We start from the raw sequence: 17,707 nt of genomic DNA on the forward strand, positions 1-17,707 counted from the left end.
TGACTTGTCATTAATTTATCTAAACCCGTACTAGCGGTATTTATCAATAATTTAAATTGTGCACGTTTATAAAATAATTTCGTGAAAATGTTATAATTTTCAAACCGCCGTCAGACAGGGTTATTGACGGAAAATAAGTACATTTAGTAAACAGAATATCCGATAATGTCGTACTTGAGGGAGGTAAATTGTCATTCGTTTCAGCTTAGACTAAGATTGAATTGGACATTGACTAGTTTAAAAATTTTCACCGTCGCTGATTCTTGTGAGGTGCGTTACAATTTGACTAGTTGAAAATTTTACTGAGGGGAAGTGGAACCTGTGGAGATCTTCTTAACGGTCACCCTGCTTGTGATTGCGGCTGTGGGGGCCAATATTATTTATACGGTTTTTCCACGGATACCGTTAGCGTTTTATCAAATCGGGGCGGGCCTACTGCTATCTTTCGTCCCCACCTTTAATAACTTTGATCTGGAACCAGAGATCTTTATGCTGCTCATCATCGCGCCATTGATGTTCAACGATGGTCAGTCGACCAATTACTCCCTGTTGCTGCGTCGGATTCGAGCAGTGCTGTCACTGGCAGTCGGACTTGCCGTTGTCACCATTATTGTCGGCGGGTTTGTTGCCCATCTCTTATGGACTGGCGTGTCGATCGCGCTAATGTTTGCCCTGGCGGCAATCGTTGCGCCAACCGATTCGGTAGCAGTGGAGTCGATCACGGATGGGATCGAGGTCCCAGAACACGTGATGGCCGCCCTTAAAAACGAATCCTTATTCAATGATGCGTCCAGGATCGTCGCGTTCTCACTGGCGCTCAACGCCTTTACAACAGGAAAGTTTTCCGTTGGCTACGGCATCCAGCATTTTCTGGTCGTCTTTCTGGGCGGGATCGTCCTCGGCATCGTCTTGGGGTTCGTCGCCGTTTGGATTCGGCTCTTCTTCCAACAAAAATCACTAGATATTATTGCGATCCTCCTGCCATTTAACCTCCTGACGCCGTTCATTGTTTACCTGCTGGCTGAACATCTGGGTCTTTCCGGAATCTTGGCCGTTGTCGCCTGTGGTGTCGTTCACGGGGTTCAGCAGAGTCGGCTGCGTCTGACCTCGACAGAAAATCAAATTGTGACTCGGACAACTTCGGAAGTAGTTGCAGACCTCTTAAACGGGTTTGTTTTTGTCTTGTTGGGCGCGTCATTGCCGAACGTGTGGCAAAACCTGTCTCGTTCGGATACCGAAGAGTTGCCGAAATTAGTGACAGTTGCCGTCGTTTTGTACGTTGTCATGTTCCTGCTGCGGTTCGCCTGGAGCCAGTTCAACTTAGTCCGGATGCACGATACCCGCCACAAGCACAATACCGTTCGTGAGAGTTTGGTGCTTGCGCTCGGCGGCGTTCACGGAACCATTACACTTGCCATGGCCTTCTCACTACCGCTGACGGTTAACGGCCAGGCCTTCCCTATTCGAAATGCCTTGATCTTAGTGGCCGGCATCATCATCTTAATGAGTCTGATCGTGCCAACCATTGTCTTGCCGCTCATCTTACCGCATGAAACGAATCCCTACACTGATGAAGAGGTTGAAAAACACGTGGCTGGCATGGTGAACTTTGCGATCGACCAGCTGAAGAGCATGGAAGCGAACACTTCTGTGCTGGCGCCAGTCATCGAAACCCTGAATAGTCAAAAGGGATCCAGCGCCTACGTCACAAATTCTAAGGTCGTCCACCAGCTGCTTGCTGAGGCTGGAGAAGCTCAGACTGAAGCCATTACTGACCTGATTGAAGAAGGCAAGGTTGACCGGCAATTTGGCTGGAAATACAACCGCGTTCAAATGTTTCAAACACAATTTGCCTTTCAAAATCCGTTCCAGCGCATCGTGATGTGGTGCCGCATGGTGGGCTACCGGTTCTTTCCTAATCTGGCTAAACGGCAAAGAGCTAAGCAAATTTCGCAGTGGCAGGAAAAGAAGAAACAGTGGCAGATCGACCATCCTGACCAAAAACCTGAAGAAACTGATCAGGATCGCTTATTACCAGAGATTCGCAAAGAAAATGCCCAACTGCCAGCCAACGTGCAGCAAGTACCAGCAAAACGGCAGCACTATTCCCGAAAACAACTGCAAGAAATCAAAAAAGCGCAGACGCCTGAAGACCGTCAGAAGTTCCTTGACACAATGAGTGAACTCGAAACGGCTGGTTATAACGCGGTCATGCTTTACCTCACCAGCGTCGAAAATGACGAGAATCGAGCCGAGGTTGGGGTCATTCGCCACTATTATATGGTTCGGCACAATCGTTTTAGTCAATCCGAGACAAAAAATGAAACGGAAAGTGAACTTTTTATTCGCGCCTTCCAGTTCGAGTATACCTATGTCCAAGGAACCGCGAAGCAGCAGGATTTATCGTCTGAATTAGTAAAGACTTTACAGCAAAAAATCTCGATGGATCAACTCGTTTATATGCAATCAAACGGGTAGTTTATGGGGCAAACCATTGAATTATCAAGTTGAGTTACGATTTTGTTATCAGAAATTCACACTTTCTTCACATTTATCCTTTATATTAAGACCATAGCCTAATATTTAAATTACAAATATTAAGTAAGCTTTTTCATTTTACTCCTCCAAAGTAAAATTTATATTTCCGTGAACCCCATCACGAAAATGCCTACTCCTATGTGTAAAACCTGTCCTCCCCCGGACAGGTTTTTTTGTGCCTTCATTTTTAACAAACGCTGCCATAGCAGTGTTTAGCGTCTATTTTTTGGAACAATTACAGCTGTTTTCCAGTGTGATCGGCAACCCTAAATTGCCGGTGAAATCAGTTTCAATCAGACGCGTTTACTAACAATTCCTTAGCAATTAACACGTGAAATATCCGGAACCACCGGTCAGCGTAACAAAGTATTTTACGTCATTAACCTTTAAAAATGTTTTTTTCTCTCGTGAAAACGTTATAACATTGGTCAGGCACTAAAAATCACCATACATATTTCTCTTTCCGTTATAATTAGCACCTAATATTGCAAGTAACGGTGATTGTCACTTTCAATTGACTAAAGGCACTTCCGTTTACAAACACCTGTTTATTAGGTACATTTAAGTCATCGTACAGAAATGTAACCGGTTTATTTAACCTTGGAGGAGGCTGTCATTATGGCAATGTTATACGGGAAACCCTCAGATGATGAAACGAAATACCTTAGTCCGATTTTTGGATCCAACGCGGAAAGTCGCGACATTCCAAAATTCAAACTCAACGATACCCCGATCGAACCACGGGAAGCCTATGAACTTGTTTCAGACGAACTGCTCGATGAGGGCAATTCACGACTTAATCTAGCCACATTTTGTCAGACCTATATGGAACCAGAAGCCGAAAAACTCATGGCACAGTCGTTTGAAAAGAACGCCATTGATAAATCAGAATATCCACGAACGGCCGATATTGAAAATCGGTGTGTCAACATTATCGCCGATCTCTGGCACGCACCAAAGGATGAAGCCTTTATGGGCACTTCGACGATTGGCTCCTCTGAAGCGTGCATGCTCGGCGGCATGGCCATGAAGTTTAATTGGCGTAAAAATGCGCAAAAACATGGCTTGGACATTAACGCCAAAAAGCCGAACTTAGTCATCAGTTCCGGCTATCAGGTCTGTTGGGAAAAGTTTTGCGTCTACTGGGACGTCGAGTTGCGCACTGTGCCAATGGACGCTGACCACCTCTCCCTTGACCTCAACCACGTCATGGACTACGTGGACGACTACACGATCGGTATCGTTGGCATTCTTGGCATCACCTACAGTGGCCGCTACGACGACATTGCGGGCTTAGACCGGCTGGTAGAGGCGCACAATCAAAAGACTAATTTTCCAGTGTACATCCATGTCGACGCGGCCTCAGGCGGCTTTTACACGCCATTTATGGAAGCCAATCTAAAATGGGATTTCCGGTTAAAAAACGTCATTTCAATCAACGCTTCCGGCCACAAGTATGGGCTCGTTTATCCAGGTGTCGGTTGGGTCCTGTGGCGTGATAAACAATTTTTGCCGGAGGAGCTGGTGTTTAAAGTGAGCTACCTTGGCGGTGAATTACCAACTATGGCCATCAACTTCTCGCACAGTGCCTCCCAATTAATTGGGCAGTACTACAACTTTATTCGCTACGGCTATCAGGGCTACAAAGCCATTCATACCCGGACCCACGAGGTCGCTCAGTATTTGACCCACGCCCTCGAAGAAACGGCGTTGTTTGATATCGTCAACGATGGCGCCCAATTACCAGTCATCTGTTACAGCCAAAAGCCCGATAACCAGCACGAATGGACCCTGTATGATCTGTCTGACCGGCTGTTAATGAAGGGCTGGCAAGTACCTGCCTATCCGCTGCCTGATGATCTCTCGCAGACCGTGGTGCAACGGATCGTTGTTCGGGCGGATTTCGGGATGAATATGGCCGTTGATTTTGTGCAGGATTTTAACGCGGCTATTGATGAGCTGAATCAGGCACATATTGTGTTTCATGAAGATGAGACGCCGAAGAAGTATGGGTTTACGCATTAGAGGATGATTTTGTTGGTCAATATGGATCCTGATAGTGATTTCTGTTTGGAAATTGCTTGACGGGTCCTTTTTTTAATAGTGTTACCGAGACCCTTTTTTGCATCCGTGTCGATGCCCATTCCACAAGGTATGGCGCTAACGTGTAACGGGATTCGGCCCTTCTTCACGTTCTACCTCCCCCTTAATTCAGAAGTGCTTTTACATTGTCTTTCTTGGCTTCTGTGCCGAAACGCGTTTCAGAAGGCAAGGGGCGGCCATGTAAGCAACCCTGGCAAAAATCCCAGGTTCGGGGATTTCTGCCAGGGTTGCTTACATTCTGCCCCTTAACCGCCTTCTTCCACGCTCTCATTGTCTTTCCCCCCCAAAAGCCTTATAATTCTATGTTAAACGGGGGTCACCGTTTTGTTTGCTCTGACCCACTTTACGACGATATTTCGTCAATGGAGGTAGCACATGAAACTGACCATTCTTTCAACCAGCGACACGCACGGTTTCGTCTTTCCCACGAACTACGTTAAACCCAATGCCAATATGCCGTTTGGTCTGATTCGGGCAGCCAGTGTGATTCACCGCGAGCAGCAAGCTGCCACCGGGCCGGTCATTACCGTAGATAACGGCGATTTCCTAGCCGGATCGCCGCTTGCTTACTATGTGGCTCAGGTGCAGGCAACTCCAGATCCGCAAGCGCTGATGCATATCTATAATCAGATTCACTATGATATCGGCATTTTAGGCAATCATGAATTTGACTACGGCACCGCCTATCTGGAAAAAGCGTTGAACACCACCGACCGCAAGATCATTAACGCCAACCTGTTAGATGGCGATGAGCGACCATTGTTTGGCCAGCGATACCGTATCATGACGTTTAACGGCGTCAAGGTCGCCATCATCGGCCTCACCACGAGAGCCGTCATGCAGTGGCGTAACCACAGCGACGTTTATGACGTGGCATTCCGGTCAGCCGTTTCAGTGGCACGTGACCTTGTCCCCGAACTGCATAAGCTTGCGGACGTGGTCGTTGTCTGTTATCACGGCGGGTTCGAACGCAACGTTAAAACGGGACAGCTCATTGAATCTATCAGCAACGGCGAAAACGAAGCCTACCAGCTGCTTGAAGAAGTCGAGGGTATCGACGCGCTCGTGACCGGGCACCAGCACCGAAAAATTGCGGACACCCTATTTGGCGTCCCAGTCACCCAACCCGGCTACCGCGGCGAGGCAGTCGGTAAGATCACACTGACGATTGAAAAAACGAAATCCGGCTACGCAGTCGTAGATCACTCAGCTGAACTGCTAGATACCAAAAATGCGCCCTTTGACGACACTATGCGACGTGCGAGCAAGGCGCTTGACCAAACAGTTGACGCTTGGCTGGCAGAGCCCCTGGCGCAAATTAACGGCCACCTCACCTTTGCCGACGCCGCCCAAGCGCGAATGGTTGAAACAGCCTACACAGAGTTTATTCAACGGGTTCAAATCGAAACCATGGACGCCGACATTTCAGCAACGTCGCTTTTTAACAACGAGGGGCACGGCTTTGAAGACCCCATCACCATGCGCAACATCATGACCAATTACGTTTATCCAGACGGCCTTGCCCTTGAACTGATCACCGGCAGGGACCTCCGAGCAGCGCTTGAACAAAGCGCTGAATACTTTATGATCGATGACGACGGCAACATTGCGGTCAATCCCGCCTTCTATTCTCCTAAATTACGCCATTATAACTACGATATGTATGAAGGCATCAATTACCGCATCAACGTCGCCAAACCAATTGGTCAACGCATCGACCGACTGCTCTATAAGGGCCTGCCAGTGACTGATGATCAGGAATTTCGAATCGCACTCAACCGTTACCGCGCTGGTGGTGGCGGCCACTTCGGGATGTTTTCAGCTGATAAGATCATCACCGAAAACAAGACCCCGATGAGTCAAATTATCGCTGACTATTTGCGCCATCATCCAACAGTCAACGCAACCGTAAACCATAATTTTGAAGTTATTCGCTAGGGCATCCTGTTTTCTGGGATGTCTTTTTTGTGGTTTGAGTCTGGCTATGGATTCCGTGGCATTCCGTAAAGTTGGGCGGTCGACGTAGTGGGTCGCTCCGGAGCTATTGAATTTCTTTCAGAAATTCAAGGATCTCCTCCGGCTCCCAGACTAGTAACCGAGGACAGGACCCTCGCTAACTAGTCTCGACACCACGTCAACCGCCCAACTTTACTCCATGCCACTCACAAAGCAATCCTCTAATTCATCCGCTAAATATCTAACAAGAATTAGCCCCAGTTTGTAGATTATCCGCGCTTGACTGGTCATAATCTGGCATTTGCCGAACGCTGCCTATTGAAAAATGTTGAAGCAAACATAACTGTACTAGTTGGATTATGGGATTTTTCGAAGTTAACTGCAGATAAATGAGTCAACTAACTTAAATATCTCAGCTAATCGTCACCTTAAATCCAATCCAGGTCTATAGCATTTCTGACAGTGGACTTAAAGCTGTCGAGGGCGGAGTCTTTAAGAACTAGGGTTTAATGCTGTTGTGATACTTAACCAAACGTCAAAATGTGCTCAAGGTAAGCGGAGTGCCAAATTGCGGAATGCAACGGAAAGATACCTGCAAACAAAAACCGCACTCCCATCCGGAAGTGCGGTTTCGTAACGTACAATCAAGCACGCTTTTTCTTCTTTGATTTTTTCTTAGTAGGTTTATCGCCAACGTATTCAACTGCGCGAAGTTCGCGGATCGTAGTGACTTTGATCTTACCTGGGTAAGTTAGGTCGCGTTCGATCTGGTCCTTGACGTCGTTGGTCAATTTGGCGCTGGCATCGTCATCCAGCACTTTAGGCTGAACCACGATTCGAATTTCACAACCGGCTTGGATAGCGTAACTATCCTGGACACCGGTGTGGTCGTTTGCGATTTTCTCCAAACTATGAAGTCGGTTGATGTACTCTTCGACTGATTCACTCCGGGCGCCTGGCCGTGACCCTGAAACAGAGTCCGCGGTGGCAACCAAGGTTGCGATTGGTGAAGTCCCTTCCACGTCACCATGGTGCGCTGCAATGGCGTTGATGACAACGGGATCTTCGCCGTAAGCCTTTGCGAGGGCGGCCCCAATTTCCACGTGGGTTCCTTCGATCTCATGGTCGATGGACTTCCCAATATCATGCAACAGCCCCGCTCGTTTGGCTAACCGAACGTTTTCACCGAGTTCCGATGCCATGACGCCACACATCTGCGCCACTTCAATGGAGTGACTCAGCATGTTTTGCCCGTAAGAAGTCCGGAACTTGAGTCGGCCGATGAGCTTCATAAAGTCGGGATGCATGAACCCGATCTTCAACGAGCTGACGGCCTTCTCACCCGTTTGTCGCAGGTCCTTCAACACATCGTTTTCAGCGGTCAAGACCTGTTTTTCAATGTTGGCAGCGGTAATCTTTCGCGAAGCCAATAAACTTTCGATTGCGATTCGCGCAGTCTCCCGCCGAACCGGATCATGGGTGCTGATGATCAACACGTTAGGTTGTTCGGTATCAAACACCAGGTCAGTCCCAGTCAGTGATTCCAGTAACCGGATGTGCTGGCCGTCGCGCCCAACAAGTTTCGTCTTTGTGTCATTGGTGGGCACTAAAACGGTATGCTCAGCGTGTTCTCGCGGCAGATCCACTGGCCCGCGTTGAATTGATTCGATAATCAGGTTACGAGCAGCCTTATCAGCAGAAGCCTCAGCGTTATCCGTTAGTTCCCGAACCGTGGCATCCTTTTCGTTTGCCAGCTGCTGGGTCGTCTCATCACGAATCATTTGCTGTGCAGCCTCTGGTTGCAACTCTGCCCGTTCCGCGATGGCTTCCTGACGTTTATGTGATAATTCGGACGCTTCGTGGCGTTTTTGTGCCAGCAGATTGCGTTCCGCTTTCACTTCATTATTCGTGTCATCAATGGCTGACTGACGCTGATCTAACCGTTCGGCCATTTGGTCAAGTGACGTTTTACGTTGTTCGACCCGGTTGACCCGGTTCGTCACATCCGTCTGTTGATCAGTAATTTCTGCCTCGCTATTGTCGCGTTCGGTCTGGATGGTCGTTTTCGCCTTGGCAAGGTAGGCTGATGCCTGTTGTTTTGCATCCGCCCGCGCCTTGTCCCGGAGTGCCTCAGCCTGCTGTTTCGCGTTGGCGATCTCGGCACGATATTGATGACGGCGACTTGCTCCGCCAATGATCAGCCCGATAACCAGCATCACCAGCATTAAAATGATAAAGCCTGTTAGAATCAAAACGGCACTCCCTTCTTTTCAATCATAAGTCACTCACAGTCATCCTCATATTATACGCCAAAAAGCGGTATTACAAAAGCGACGACTTGCGATTTACTTCATATACTTATCCAAGAAATGTTTGACCGTTCTTGTGTACAGTTTTGGTGAGTGCGCATAGGACTTAGCGTGTTGGGCGCCCTTCACCAGCAGCAACTGTTTTGGCCCCTTGTCCGCAGCGTAGAGTCGATACACCATTTTAGTTGGGACAAAGGTGTCGTTTGTCCCGTGAATAAACAGCATCGGCTTATGGTTCTTTTTGACCTGGTTCAGCGAACTGGCCTGTTTAAACGTGTAACCATTCTTGAGGTAGTTGATGGCACTCACAACGGGTACCAGCGGGTATTGCGGAATGTTGTACATTGATTTCGCTTGGTACACGATCTCGTCATAAACGCTGGTATAGCCGCAGTCTTCGATAAATGCTTTGACCTGCTTCGGCGTTTTTTCGCCACTGACCATCATGGTTGTGGCGCCGCCCATACTCGTTCCGAAAACCGTGATTTCAGATTGTTGCCCGTTTTTGTGGATGACCTGTTTGATCCATTTTAAATAATCTAACCGGTCAGGCCAGCCGTAACCGATGTAGTTCCCTTGACTGCGGCCATTACCGCGGTCATCTGGTAACAGCACGTTGTACCCAAGTTCGTGAAATAACCCAGCGTAGGCGCCCATGTTCGCACTGCTGCCGCCGAATCCGTGAGCAATCACGATCGTCTTGTTCGTCTTCTTTGACGCCGGAACGTAACTCGCAACGAGTTTCAAATGCCCCGTCGCCGACATCTCATGCCAAGTGTATTTCTTCGCGTTCTTGTACCACAATTTTTGTGTTCGGTTCGGGTCATTCTTTTTAATGGTCAGCGACGTGTTCACAAAGCCCTTCTTGCCGCGCGCAACCGCCATATTATAAAAGTAATAGCCGGCACCGCCAATGCCGATACAGATGATCACAACGGCGATCAGCAACCCGACGAGCCAATGTTTCTTACGTTTTGTCACAATGCGTTCCTCTTTCTCTCGATGGTTAATGTCCTTGATTATTAATTGTAAGTATGCGTCACAAGTCATTAGTATAACGCAGGTAATTACTAAGATGCAAAACAGGTTTTACGATTTTGCTGGCCGAAGTCTGAAATTGTCCCGAAACCATGCTAGACTTAGGCAATAAATACTGTCTCGAAAGGAAAATTGCCATGACTTACAAAATGAACTGGGACCTCGATGCCGTTTTTGCTGGTGGGATCCACTCGACAGCCTTGAATCAGCGGATGGCTGATCTGGCGCAGCAACTGACTGATTTTCAGAAACAACTAACCGCCTACGATGCCACTCAAGATGCACCCTCATTTCCCACATTTATCCAATTAACCGACACGCTTCAAAAAATTGAGGCTGGTCTTCTTCAAGCTGATGTTTTTGTGACGGGGGCAAGGCTCCGATGACATCACAAATGCGGCCGTTAAACCCGTCGCCGCTCGCGTTCAACAGTTAGAAGCACAGGCCGACACTGCTGAAAATGCGTACAAGCAGTGCTTGGTGACTTTCACAGCGTCGCAATTTAAAGCGTTACTGGCACAGCCAGCATTAACAGATGTCGCGTTTAACCTCACTGAATTCCGTCACCAGGGTCAGGCACTCCTGCCACCGGAACAAGAATCCCTGATTACCCAGCTTAATATCGATGGGCTAAAGGCGTGGTCCAGTCACTACGATTCACTGGTTGCAACGATTCAGGTGCCGTTTCACGATGCGGCAGGCGACCCAGTGACACTCTCTGCCGGCCAAGCCAACAACCAGTTATTGGGCAACCCCGACCCACACTACCGCGCTGAGCTGCTGCCAAAATGGGAGGCGGCTTGGGCTGAAAAGGAAGATCTATTTGCCGACACGTTGAACCACCTGGCAGGCGCCCGGTTGACAGATTATAAAGCCCACGGCACAACCGATTACCTCAAACGGCCGTTGGAGATGAATCGACTGAAGCCTGAAACACTGCGAACGATCTGGCAGGTCGTTGACGCACACAAACAGCCGTTGCTGGCCTATCTGCAGCGAAAGGCTGAGCTCATGGGCAAGGACCACGCGGGTTGGCAAGACGTCGAGGCGCCGATTCACGTGGGTGATGTCAAACCGCACACGTTTACCTACGATGAAGCAGCTGATTTTATCGTTAAACAATTTGGCGCGTTTTCGCCTAAAATGGCGCAGTTGGCACAATACGCTTTTGACCACCAGTGGATCGAAGCCGAAGATCGCCCCACTAAACAGCCCGGCGGCTACATGGAATCACTGCCCGAAACGGGAGAATCGCGAATCTTTCTGACCTTTACCGGATCGGCTAACGATGCGGCAACCATTGCTCATGAACTGGGCCACGCCTTTCACAGCAGCGTCATGACCGACTTGCCATTTTTCCGCCAGGATTATGCGATGAACGTCGCGGAAACGGCCTCCACGTTTGCTGAAATGATCGTGGCGGACGCCAACGTTCGGGAAGCGAAGACGGATGCCGAGAAATTGACCCTGTTGGACGCTAAGATGGTTAACCCGCTGGCCATGTTTCTCAATATTCATGCCCGTTATCTATTTGAAACCCGGTTCTACGACGCGCGTCAGGATCACTTATTGACGGCTGAAGAACTGGACAACATGATGCTGCAAGCGCAAAAGGATGCCTTCAACAACTCACTGAGCAGTTACTCGCCACATTTCTGGGCCACAAAACTGCACTTTTATATTGACGATGTGCCCTTCTATAACTTCCCCTACGTGTTCGGCTACCTCTTTAGTCTCGGCATTTACGCTCGCGCACAACAGAGCGATAACTTTGAAGACCAATATATCGCCCTGTTACGCGATACCGCCAACATGAGTACTGAAGACCTGGCCCAAAAACACCTTGGCGTCGACCTTACCCAACCAGACTTCTGGGAACAGGGCGTCGCATTGATTGAAAATGATATCGACACATTTATACAACTTAGCGAGAGGTTATTAAACTAGAACGCCCCATACTGTCGTGACACGCGGTATAATAGAGGTAACAGAGGTGATGCACATGTTTCCAGAACGACTTCGGGTCCTGCGTCGTGGGCAGGGATTGACCCTGAAAGCCCTCGCGAACGGACTGAACAAACTTGATCCAGATAACGAACACCCAAATACATCGGCCCAGATCGGTAATTGGGAACGCGGCATCCGGGTGCCTTCCTTCATGGAAGTGCGAAAGATTGCGGAATTTTTTGACGTGACCATGGATTATTTGGCCGGCAAGTCAGAACGCGATGAATACGACCTTGGTCGACTATTCTTGTCTGGCAAGGAATTGTCATTTAACAAGTCGCCATTAACGTCAGAGGATCGTTACGAATTATATCAGTTGATTGATGGCTACCTGCACGGCAAAGAGCGCCGAACGGTGACGCAACCGAAAAATCAACAAGAATCTTTGGACTTACACTTGGACGGCCGCGAATAACGGTCGTTTTTGCTTACGGAGGATAACGGATGAACCCGAAACAACGCAAAAAACTACTAAAACAGGCTAAGAAAAATAAAACTGCAACAAACGCCAAAGCGCCGTCCGGCTACATTGCTAAGATGTCGGCGTACCTTGAGTTGTTTAACGACTACCCTGCAGTGAAGGTGCTGATCAATAATGTCATTGCCGCCGACCGGTTGTTGAAACAAGGGCTGTTACCCCAGACGTTACCAGTCTTGTTACTGCCAGACGATATCCAGGATACGATTTTTAAAACGGTTAATCAGACCTATCCCGCCGGCGACCCCCGCGGCGATAAGGTATGGAATGAGCTGTCCGCAGCCCTGCCGGATCTCGACAAACAGTTACGCGGCTTCCGTGATTATTTAGAGACGGAATACGGGATGTGGGCGTATATTTCAGCGCCGTTTGCTAAGGCCCTGGCCGAATTTATCAACGGTCGGCCAACGCTGGAAGTCATGGCGGGCAACGGCTACGTGTCAAAGGGGCTGCGCGACAACAAGCAAGACGTGATTGCCACCGACAGCAAAGACTGGACCGCAGAGAATCAGACTGGACGCCATCCGGTGACGGAAATCGAACAGTTGTCAGCCAGCGATGCCTTTGAGAAGTACCAGAACCAGGTCGACGTCATTGTGATGGTCTGGTCGCCGGACGGCCTCACAATCGATTGGGACTTGTTGCAGAAAATCCGTCAGTCGGACAAGGACTTTACTTTCATTGTCATCGGCGAAAAGAACGGTGCCACGGATTCAAAAGAATTCTGGGATAACGCAACGTTGCTTGAGTCACCAGAGGTTGAGAAATTGAACCAGCACTTCCGGGATTTTGATTTGATTCAGGATCGGGTTTACTTGGTGAAATAGAGCGCGGAGGAAAATGGTTTGAGAGCTTCTGGAGAGTGTTCCCACTAGCTAGGACAAAAAGCATTGCCGCAAGCACTCAAAAATCGTCTTCACGCTAATGTCACCTAAAATAAAGAAGCCAATCAGAAATGATGGGCTTCTTTTTAGTGTTGTTAAATTAAATCGGCAATACTATCCACAGCATGACGCCCCGAATACACGGCATATCCAGCCTCAGTCCCCGGCACATTAAAGCCGTAAGTATCTCCAACCAGTACGCCAGCAGCGTCATTGCCAACTGCATATAAGCCACTGATAGGTTGACCTTTGTGATTTAAGACAGCATTTCCTCGATCGACCTTCAGTCCACCAACCGTACAGAAAGCACCAGCAGCTAACTCAATTGCATAGTATGGTCCTTTGGACAGATCATATAGATACTTAGCAGGTTTCCCAAAGTCGTCATCTGCTTGATGCTGACAAAACTGACGATATCGGGTTACCGTCTCAACAAGTTTCGGTGTGTCGAGCTGTTCAGCTAGCTCTGTTATCGATTCAGCAGTATGGATATAAGGTTGATTAGAAGCCGCCATTTTTGCAACTTCATCCGTCAACCCCGACAATTGCGTCAACGCGCCCGCACCAAAATTCATTGGTCTTGGGATCGGACCAGCGGATAACTGGTTCAAAGTTGTCTGGTCGAGAATACTAAATACTCGATTTTGACTGACCAATGCATTACCCGCCAGTGACAAATTCTCAGCAATACTTTCATCAACGAACCGATTACCTCTTTCGTTAACCCAAAGCATTCCCTGTTTAGCCGCAGCAATGCAAACTGAATCGTCTCTGTACTTGTACGCCGGCTGGGATAGATCTTTGATTGTCCCACCGCATAGCATAATAACCCCAAGTTTGGATTTTTGAGCACCTACATCATAGGCAAGTTGTAAGCCATCACCTGTATTATGCCCAGAATTAATGGGTAGAATCGGCATTTGGAACGGCGTGTGATGATCAATCATCCACTCATTATTTAGATAACCGCCACTTGCGATAATGACCGCATTAGTTGAAATTGTGTGGGGTTGTTGACGCCCCTTTTGCAGATGAATGCTAGTGATTGCATCCTTCGTCATATTTAGCCTATCAACGGAATATCCCGTTACAACCTCTGCACCACCTTGCTTTGCTAGTGGTAACAAAATTTGCTGAATCACTTGCTTACCAAGACCTTCAAACAAATGCCATGTCTGAAAACCGTTGGCTTGTTCCAAAACCTTAAGGTAACTGACCCCTAACGTCCTTAGCCAATCAACGTTAGCGGCGCTGGCATGAATATAGTCTTTTAAGATGATTGAATCAGCAAGATAGTGTGAATAGTTCAGTTCTTCATCTAAAATCGTTTGTTCCGAAAGACTGATACCTTGCTGCTGTTGCAGGTATGAATTAACTGCAAAAATCCCCTCAACAAAGTTACCACTACCGCCAACCGACTCATATTTCTCTACAACAAGAACTGACAACCCTTTTTGGACTGCTTCAACAGCAGCAACGCTCCCTGACAGACCTGCGCCAATGATCACGACATCATAGTTATCCTGCATTTCTGGCTCCTTTCTTTATGAATGTTTGACGGTTAAAGGTACAGCAGTCTTTTGCTCAGTCTGACTATCAAAAATATGATGGTAGCGAATCGTAATCAGGGCTGCTGAAATAAACCCAATAAGCGCCAATCCAACGTCGAATAAAATGACGTTTGCTAGATTAGTCGCCAACGCACCGGCAATCAAATTGACCGTAAACCCAGCAATGGCTGACGCAGTGGTAATAATCCCCGTTGCAGTTCCCTTTTCGTTTGGAAAAAAGGTCCCCATAACTGTAATGCCAATTTGCATCACGCCGCCTGCTGCGGAGAAACCGACAATGAAAGCCATCAGCGTACTAATGACGGGCGTTGGGAAAAGGTATAGCACAAGTAATGAAACGAAAGAAATTGCCATGTAGCTCAGCAAAAATTGAATATCCTTCACACCACGGTGCGATAGCCAAATTGTCAATAGCACGCAGGAAATCGACCCCACACTATAATAGCTGACTAAAGCACGCGAACTCACATCGTTCATGCCAACGACTTCTTGACCATATTTCGTAATCCAAATGCTAACAAGTAGAAAAACGCCATCCGCTGTGTAGCCAAATATAGCAAACAGCAACCCGTCAATCCAGATATTGCCTGATTTTTTCGAATGATTTTTCACAACATGTGAATTGCTGTGTTGAACATTTGTCTGCTGTTCTCTAACAGGAAAATGCGCAAAAAAGGTGATAAAAAGCACAACGACAGCAAGCACTGCAATGCACATGATAAACGACCAGCCATACCATAAATGCTGTGCAACAATGAAACTGATCACCAGTGGTAACGTAAACTGACCAATGGAAGCAAATGCTTTTAGTGTCACGTTGGCAATCGTCTTATGCTCTGGGAATAACTCCATCAGTGCTGGGTAAGTCCCTGAATCAAGAAACGCGCCACCGATCCCGCCAATAATTGCGAAAATTAAGGCGAGCGTCAATGAGGTACATAGCAATTCACCAAGGAAGAACACGATGGACAGCAGGCCACCCAAAATAATAAACAGTCGACGGCCTAGTTTATCTGATAACACGCCAGAGACTAGTGAAACAAATACCCGTCCAAGTCCAACGGCCGAAATGACAACGGCAACTCCGGCTAAATTAGTTTGCCATTGCTTCGCCAGCACATCCATATTCTGTGGCAAAATAATAATCGACATCCCGACAATGAGGTAGTTCAGATACATGCCGGCACTCGTTGATAAAGCCCGATTTTTCATGATGTCTCCTCCACTTCATTACAATCTCTATCGTGCACTCTAATTGGTGTTCTGTGATGCAACCTCGAGTTGCGCCTTAGGTGCTTTCTTGTGACGACCAAATAATTTACGGTAACGGTACATGATGGCACCCGCAACAACAAACCCAATCAGAGCTAGGACAACATCAAACAACAGGACATTTGCAATGTTGCCTGATAATGCGCCACCAAATAGCGGAACAACAAATCCGGCAATGGAAGCTGATGTTTGCGAAACACCGGTAACTGTTCCCTTACCATTCGGGAAGAAGGTGGCCATCATGGTCAACCCAATCTGCATGACGCCTCCGGCAGCTGAGAATCCGACGACAAATGATAAAATCGAGCAGACCCAAGCTACTGGAATCAAATACATTAAGAGGAGCGAAGCAAACGACATCATCATGTAGACAAACAAGAAGTGAATATCCTGAACACCACGATGTGAGAGATAAATGGTTAATAGAACACAAGTGATCGACCCAATGCTGTAATAACTGACTAGTGCACGGGAACTCACATCACCCATTTTGACAATGGCCTCACCGTACTTGGTGATCCAGGTACTAAACAACAGAAAAATACCTTGAGCAACAAATGAGAAAATCGTAAACAACGTCCCATCGATCCAGACATTTCCTTTAGACTTCTGTGGCTTGACAGGTGCGGCAGTTTCTTCTTTTTTACTGCTACCTTGACTGGCTGCAGGAAACTTCGACAACGTTAACAGGAAGACCACATTGAGAATCAAAATTGCGGCACAAAGCAAAAATGACCACCCATACCAAAGCTTATTCGCAACAATCATGCTAATGAACAACGGCAATATAAATTGGCCACCCGAAACAAAGGCTTTGATGACAACATTGGCAGCCCCTTTATGCGTTGGATACATTTCCATCAGTGCTGGATAAGTACCAGCATCTAAGAATGAATTGGCAATTCCAGCTAGAACACCAAAGATAATTGCAACAATCAATGAATGACTGATTAAAATTCCGAGGAAAAATAAAATATAGGTTGCACCACCGACGACGGCAAATGGCTTTCGACCCAATTTATCTGACAAAACACCTGAAACAAGCATCACGATCAGCCGACCAATTCCGACAGCCGAGATAACGACTGAAACACCGGCGATGCTTGTATTCCACTGTTTGGCTAACGTATCCATATTTTGCGGTAGGATCAATATTGCCATCCCAACAACGAGGTAGTTCATATACAGGCTAATACTGGTAGGGACATATTTATTCTTCATTATTTCCACCTTCGCATTTTCTGGTCGAAAACACAAAAAAGCCATAGCTATAGTTTCCGACCAAGTAATTATGAGTCGACTAATACTAAGCTTGTGATTTTTAAAATAATTTCTAACACCTGTAGACAAAACAGTTTCTTGTCTATTAAAAAGCATTAAATCACAACTATATCGCTTATTATGCATCAGTGACATCATATTGATTTTTAGAAACGAACTATGGGATTAAATAAATATGTTAACTAATTCACTTGTCACTATACCACATGAAAACGGTTTATCAAATAGAAATCCGTTGTTGTTTTAATAGAAAAATTCTATAAATATTGT

At 47.3% G+C, this 17,707-nt stretch carries 10 protein-coding genes and 1 pseudogene; 6 read left to right on the forward strand and 5 right to left on the reverse strand.

The features are described 5' to 3' along the window. Window positions 1–321: 321 nt before the first annotated feature. The 3 genes from AYR61_RS03005 (at window position 322) to AYR61_RS03015 (ending at window position 6,579) form a co-directional block, all read left to right on the forward strand. The gene (locus AYR61_RS03005) at window positions 322–2,478 is read left to right on the forward strand and encodes a cation:proton antiporter (protein WP_065901604.1); all 2,157 of its coding nucleotides are present in this window, start codon (window positions 322–324) and stop codon (window positions 2,476–2,478) included. A gap of 684 nt (window positions 2,479–3,162) precedes the next feature. Next, window positions 3,163–4,563: a glutamate decarboxylase gene (locus tag AYR61_RS03010; protein ID WP_065903736.1), complete on the forward strand. Its 1,401-nt coding sequence runs from the start codon at window positions 3,163–3,165 to the stop codon at window positions 4,561–4,563. Between the two features lie 453 nt (window positions 4,564–5,016). Beyond that, entirely contained in the window at window positions 5,017–6,579 is a 1,563-nt protein-coding gene (locus AYR61_RS03015; RefSeq protein WP_054709465.1) for a bifunctional metallophosphatase/5'-nucleotidase, read from the forward strand. Between the two features lie 662 nt (window positions 6,580–7,241). Here the strand turns inward: AYR61_RS03015 and rny are convergent. Together rny and AYR61_RS03025 are read right to left on the reverse strand one after the other, a co-directional pair. Further along, window positions 7,242–8,849 (reverse strand): ribonuclease Y, encoded by a 1,608-nt coding sequence (gene rny, locus AYR61_RS03020; RefSeq protein ID WP_191982274.1) that lies wholly within the window; start codon window positions 8,847–8,849, stop codon window positions 7,242–7,244. 93 nt (window positions 8,850–8,942) lie between these two features. After that, window positions 8,943–9,887 (reverse strand): alpha/beta hydrolase, encoded by a 945-nt coding sequence (locus AYR61_RS03025; protein ID WP_056987602.1) that lies wholly within the window; start codon window positions 9,885–9,887, stop codon window positions 8,943–8,945. Between the two features lie 194 nt (window positions 9,888–10,081). On the opposite strand from AYR61_RS03025, the pseudogene AYR61_RS03030 reads away from it, so the two are divergent. From AYR61_RS03030 to AYR61_RS03040, 3 genes and pseudogenes are all read left to right on the forward strand, one after another. After that, window positions 10,082–11,891, forward strand: a pseudogene (locus AYR61_RS03030) (M3 family oligoendopeptidase). 55 nt (window positions 11,892–11,946) lie between these two features. Next, window positions 11,947–12,366, forward strand: coding sequence for a helix-turn-helix domain-containing protein (locus AYR61_RS03035; RefSeq protein ID WP_054709507.1), 420 nt, complete (start codon window positions 11,947–11,949; stop codon window positions 12,364–12,366). A 29-nt stretch (window positions 12,367–12,395) separates the two neighbouring features. Continuing rightward, window positions 12,396–13,256 carry a hypothetical protein gene (locus tag AYR61_RS03040; RefSeq protein WP_056987600.1) on the forward strand — a complete coding sequence of 287 codons (861 nt, stop codon included), beginning with the start codon at window positions 12,396–12,398 and terminating at the stop codon, window positions 13,254–13,256. A 152-nt stretch (window positions 13,257–13,408) separates the two neighbouring features. On the opposite strand, the gene AYR61_RS03045 is transcribed toward AYR61_RS03040, so the two are convergent. The 3 genes from AYR61_RS03045 to AYR61_RS03055 are packed head-to-tail and all read right to left on the reverse strand — an operon-like array spanning window position 13,409 to window position 17,377. Continuing rightward, window positions 13,409–14,842 carry an FAD-dependent oxidoreductase gene (locus AYR61_RS03045; RefSeq protein ID WP_065901607.1) on the reverse strand — a complete coding sequence of 478 codons (1,434 nt, stop codon included), beginning with the start codon at window positions 14,840–14,842 and terminating at the stop codon, window positions 13,409–13,411. Between the two features lie 15 nt (window positions 14,843–14,857). After that, window positions 14,858–16,096, reverse strand: a complete 1,239-nt coding sequence (locus tag AYR61_RS03050) for an MFS transporter (protein ID WP_065901609.1) — start codon at window positions 16,094–16,096, stop codon at window positions 14,858–14,860. Between the two features lie 39 nt (window positions 16,097–16,135). Beyond that, window positions 16,136–17,377, reverse strand: coding sequence for an MFS transporter (locus AYR61_RS03055; protein WP_054709454.1), 1,242 nt, complete (start codon window positions 17,375–17,377; stop codon window positions 16,136–16,138). Window positions 17,378–17,707 lie beyond the last annotated feature (330 nt).

The sequence above is a fragment of the Secundilactobacillus paracollinoides genome (assembly GCF_001702155.1).
Classification (GTDB): Bacteria; Bacillota; Bacilli; order Lactobacillales; family Lactobacillaceae; genus Secundilactobacillus; species Secundilactobacillus paracollinoides.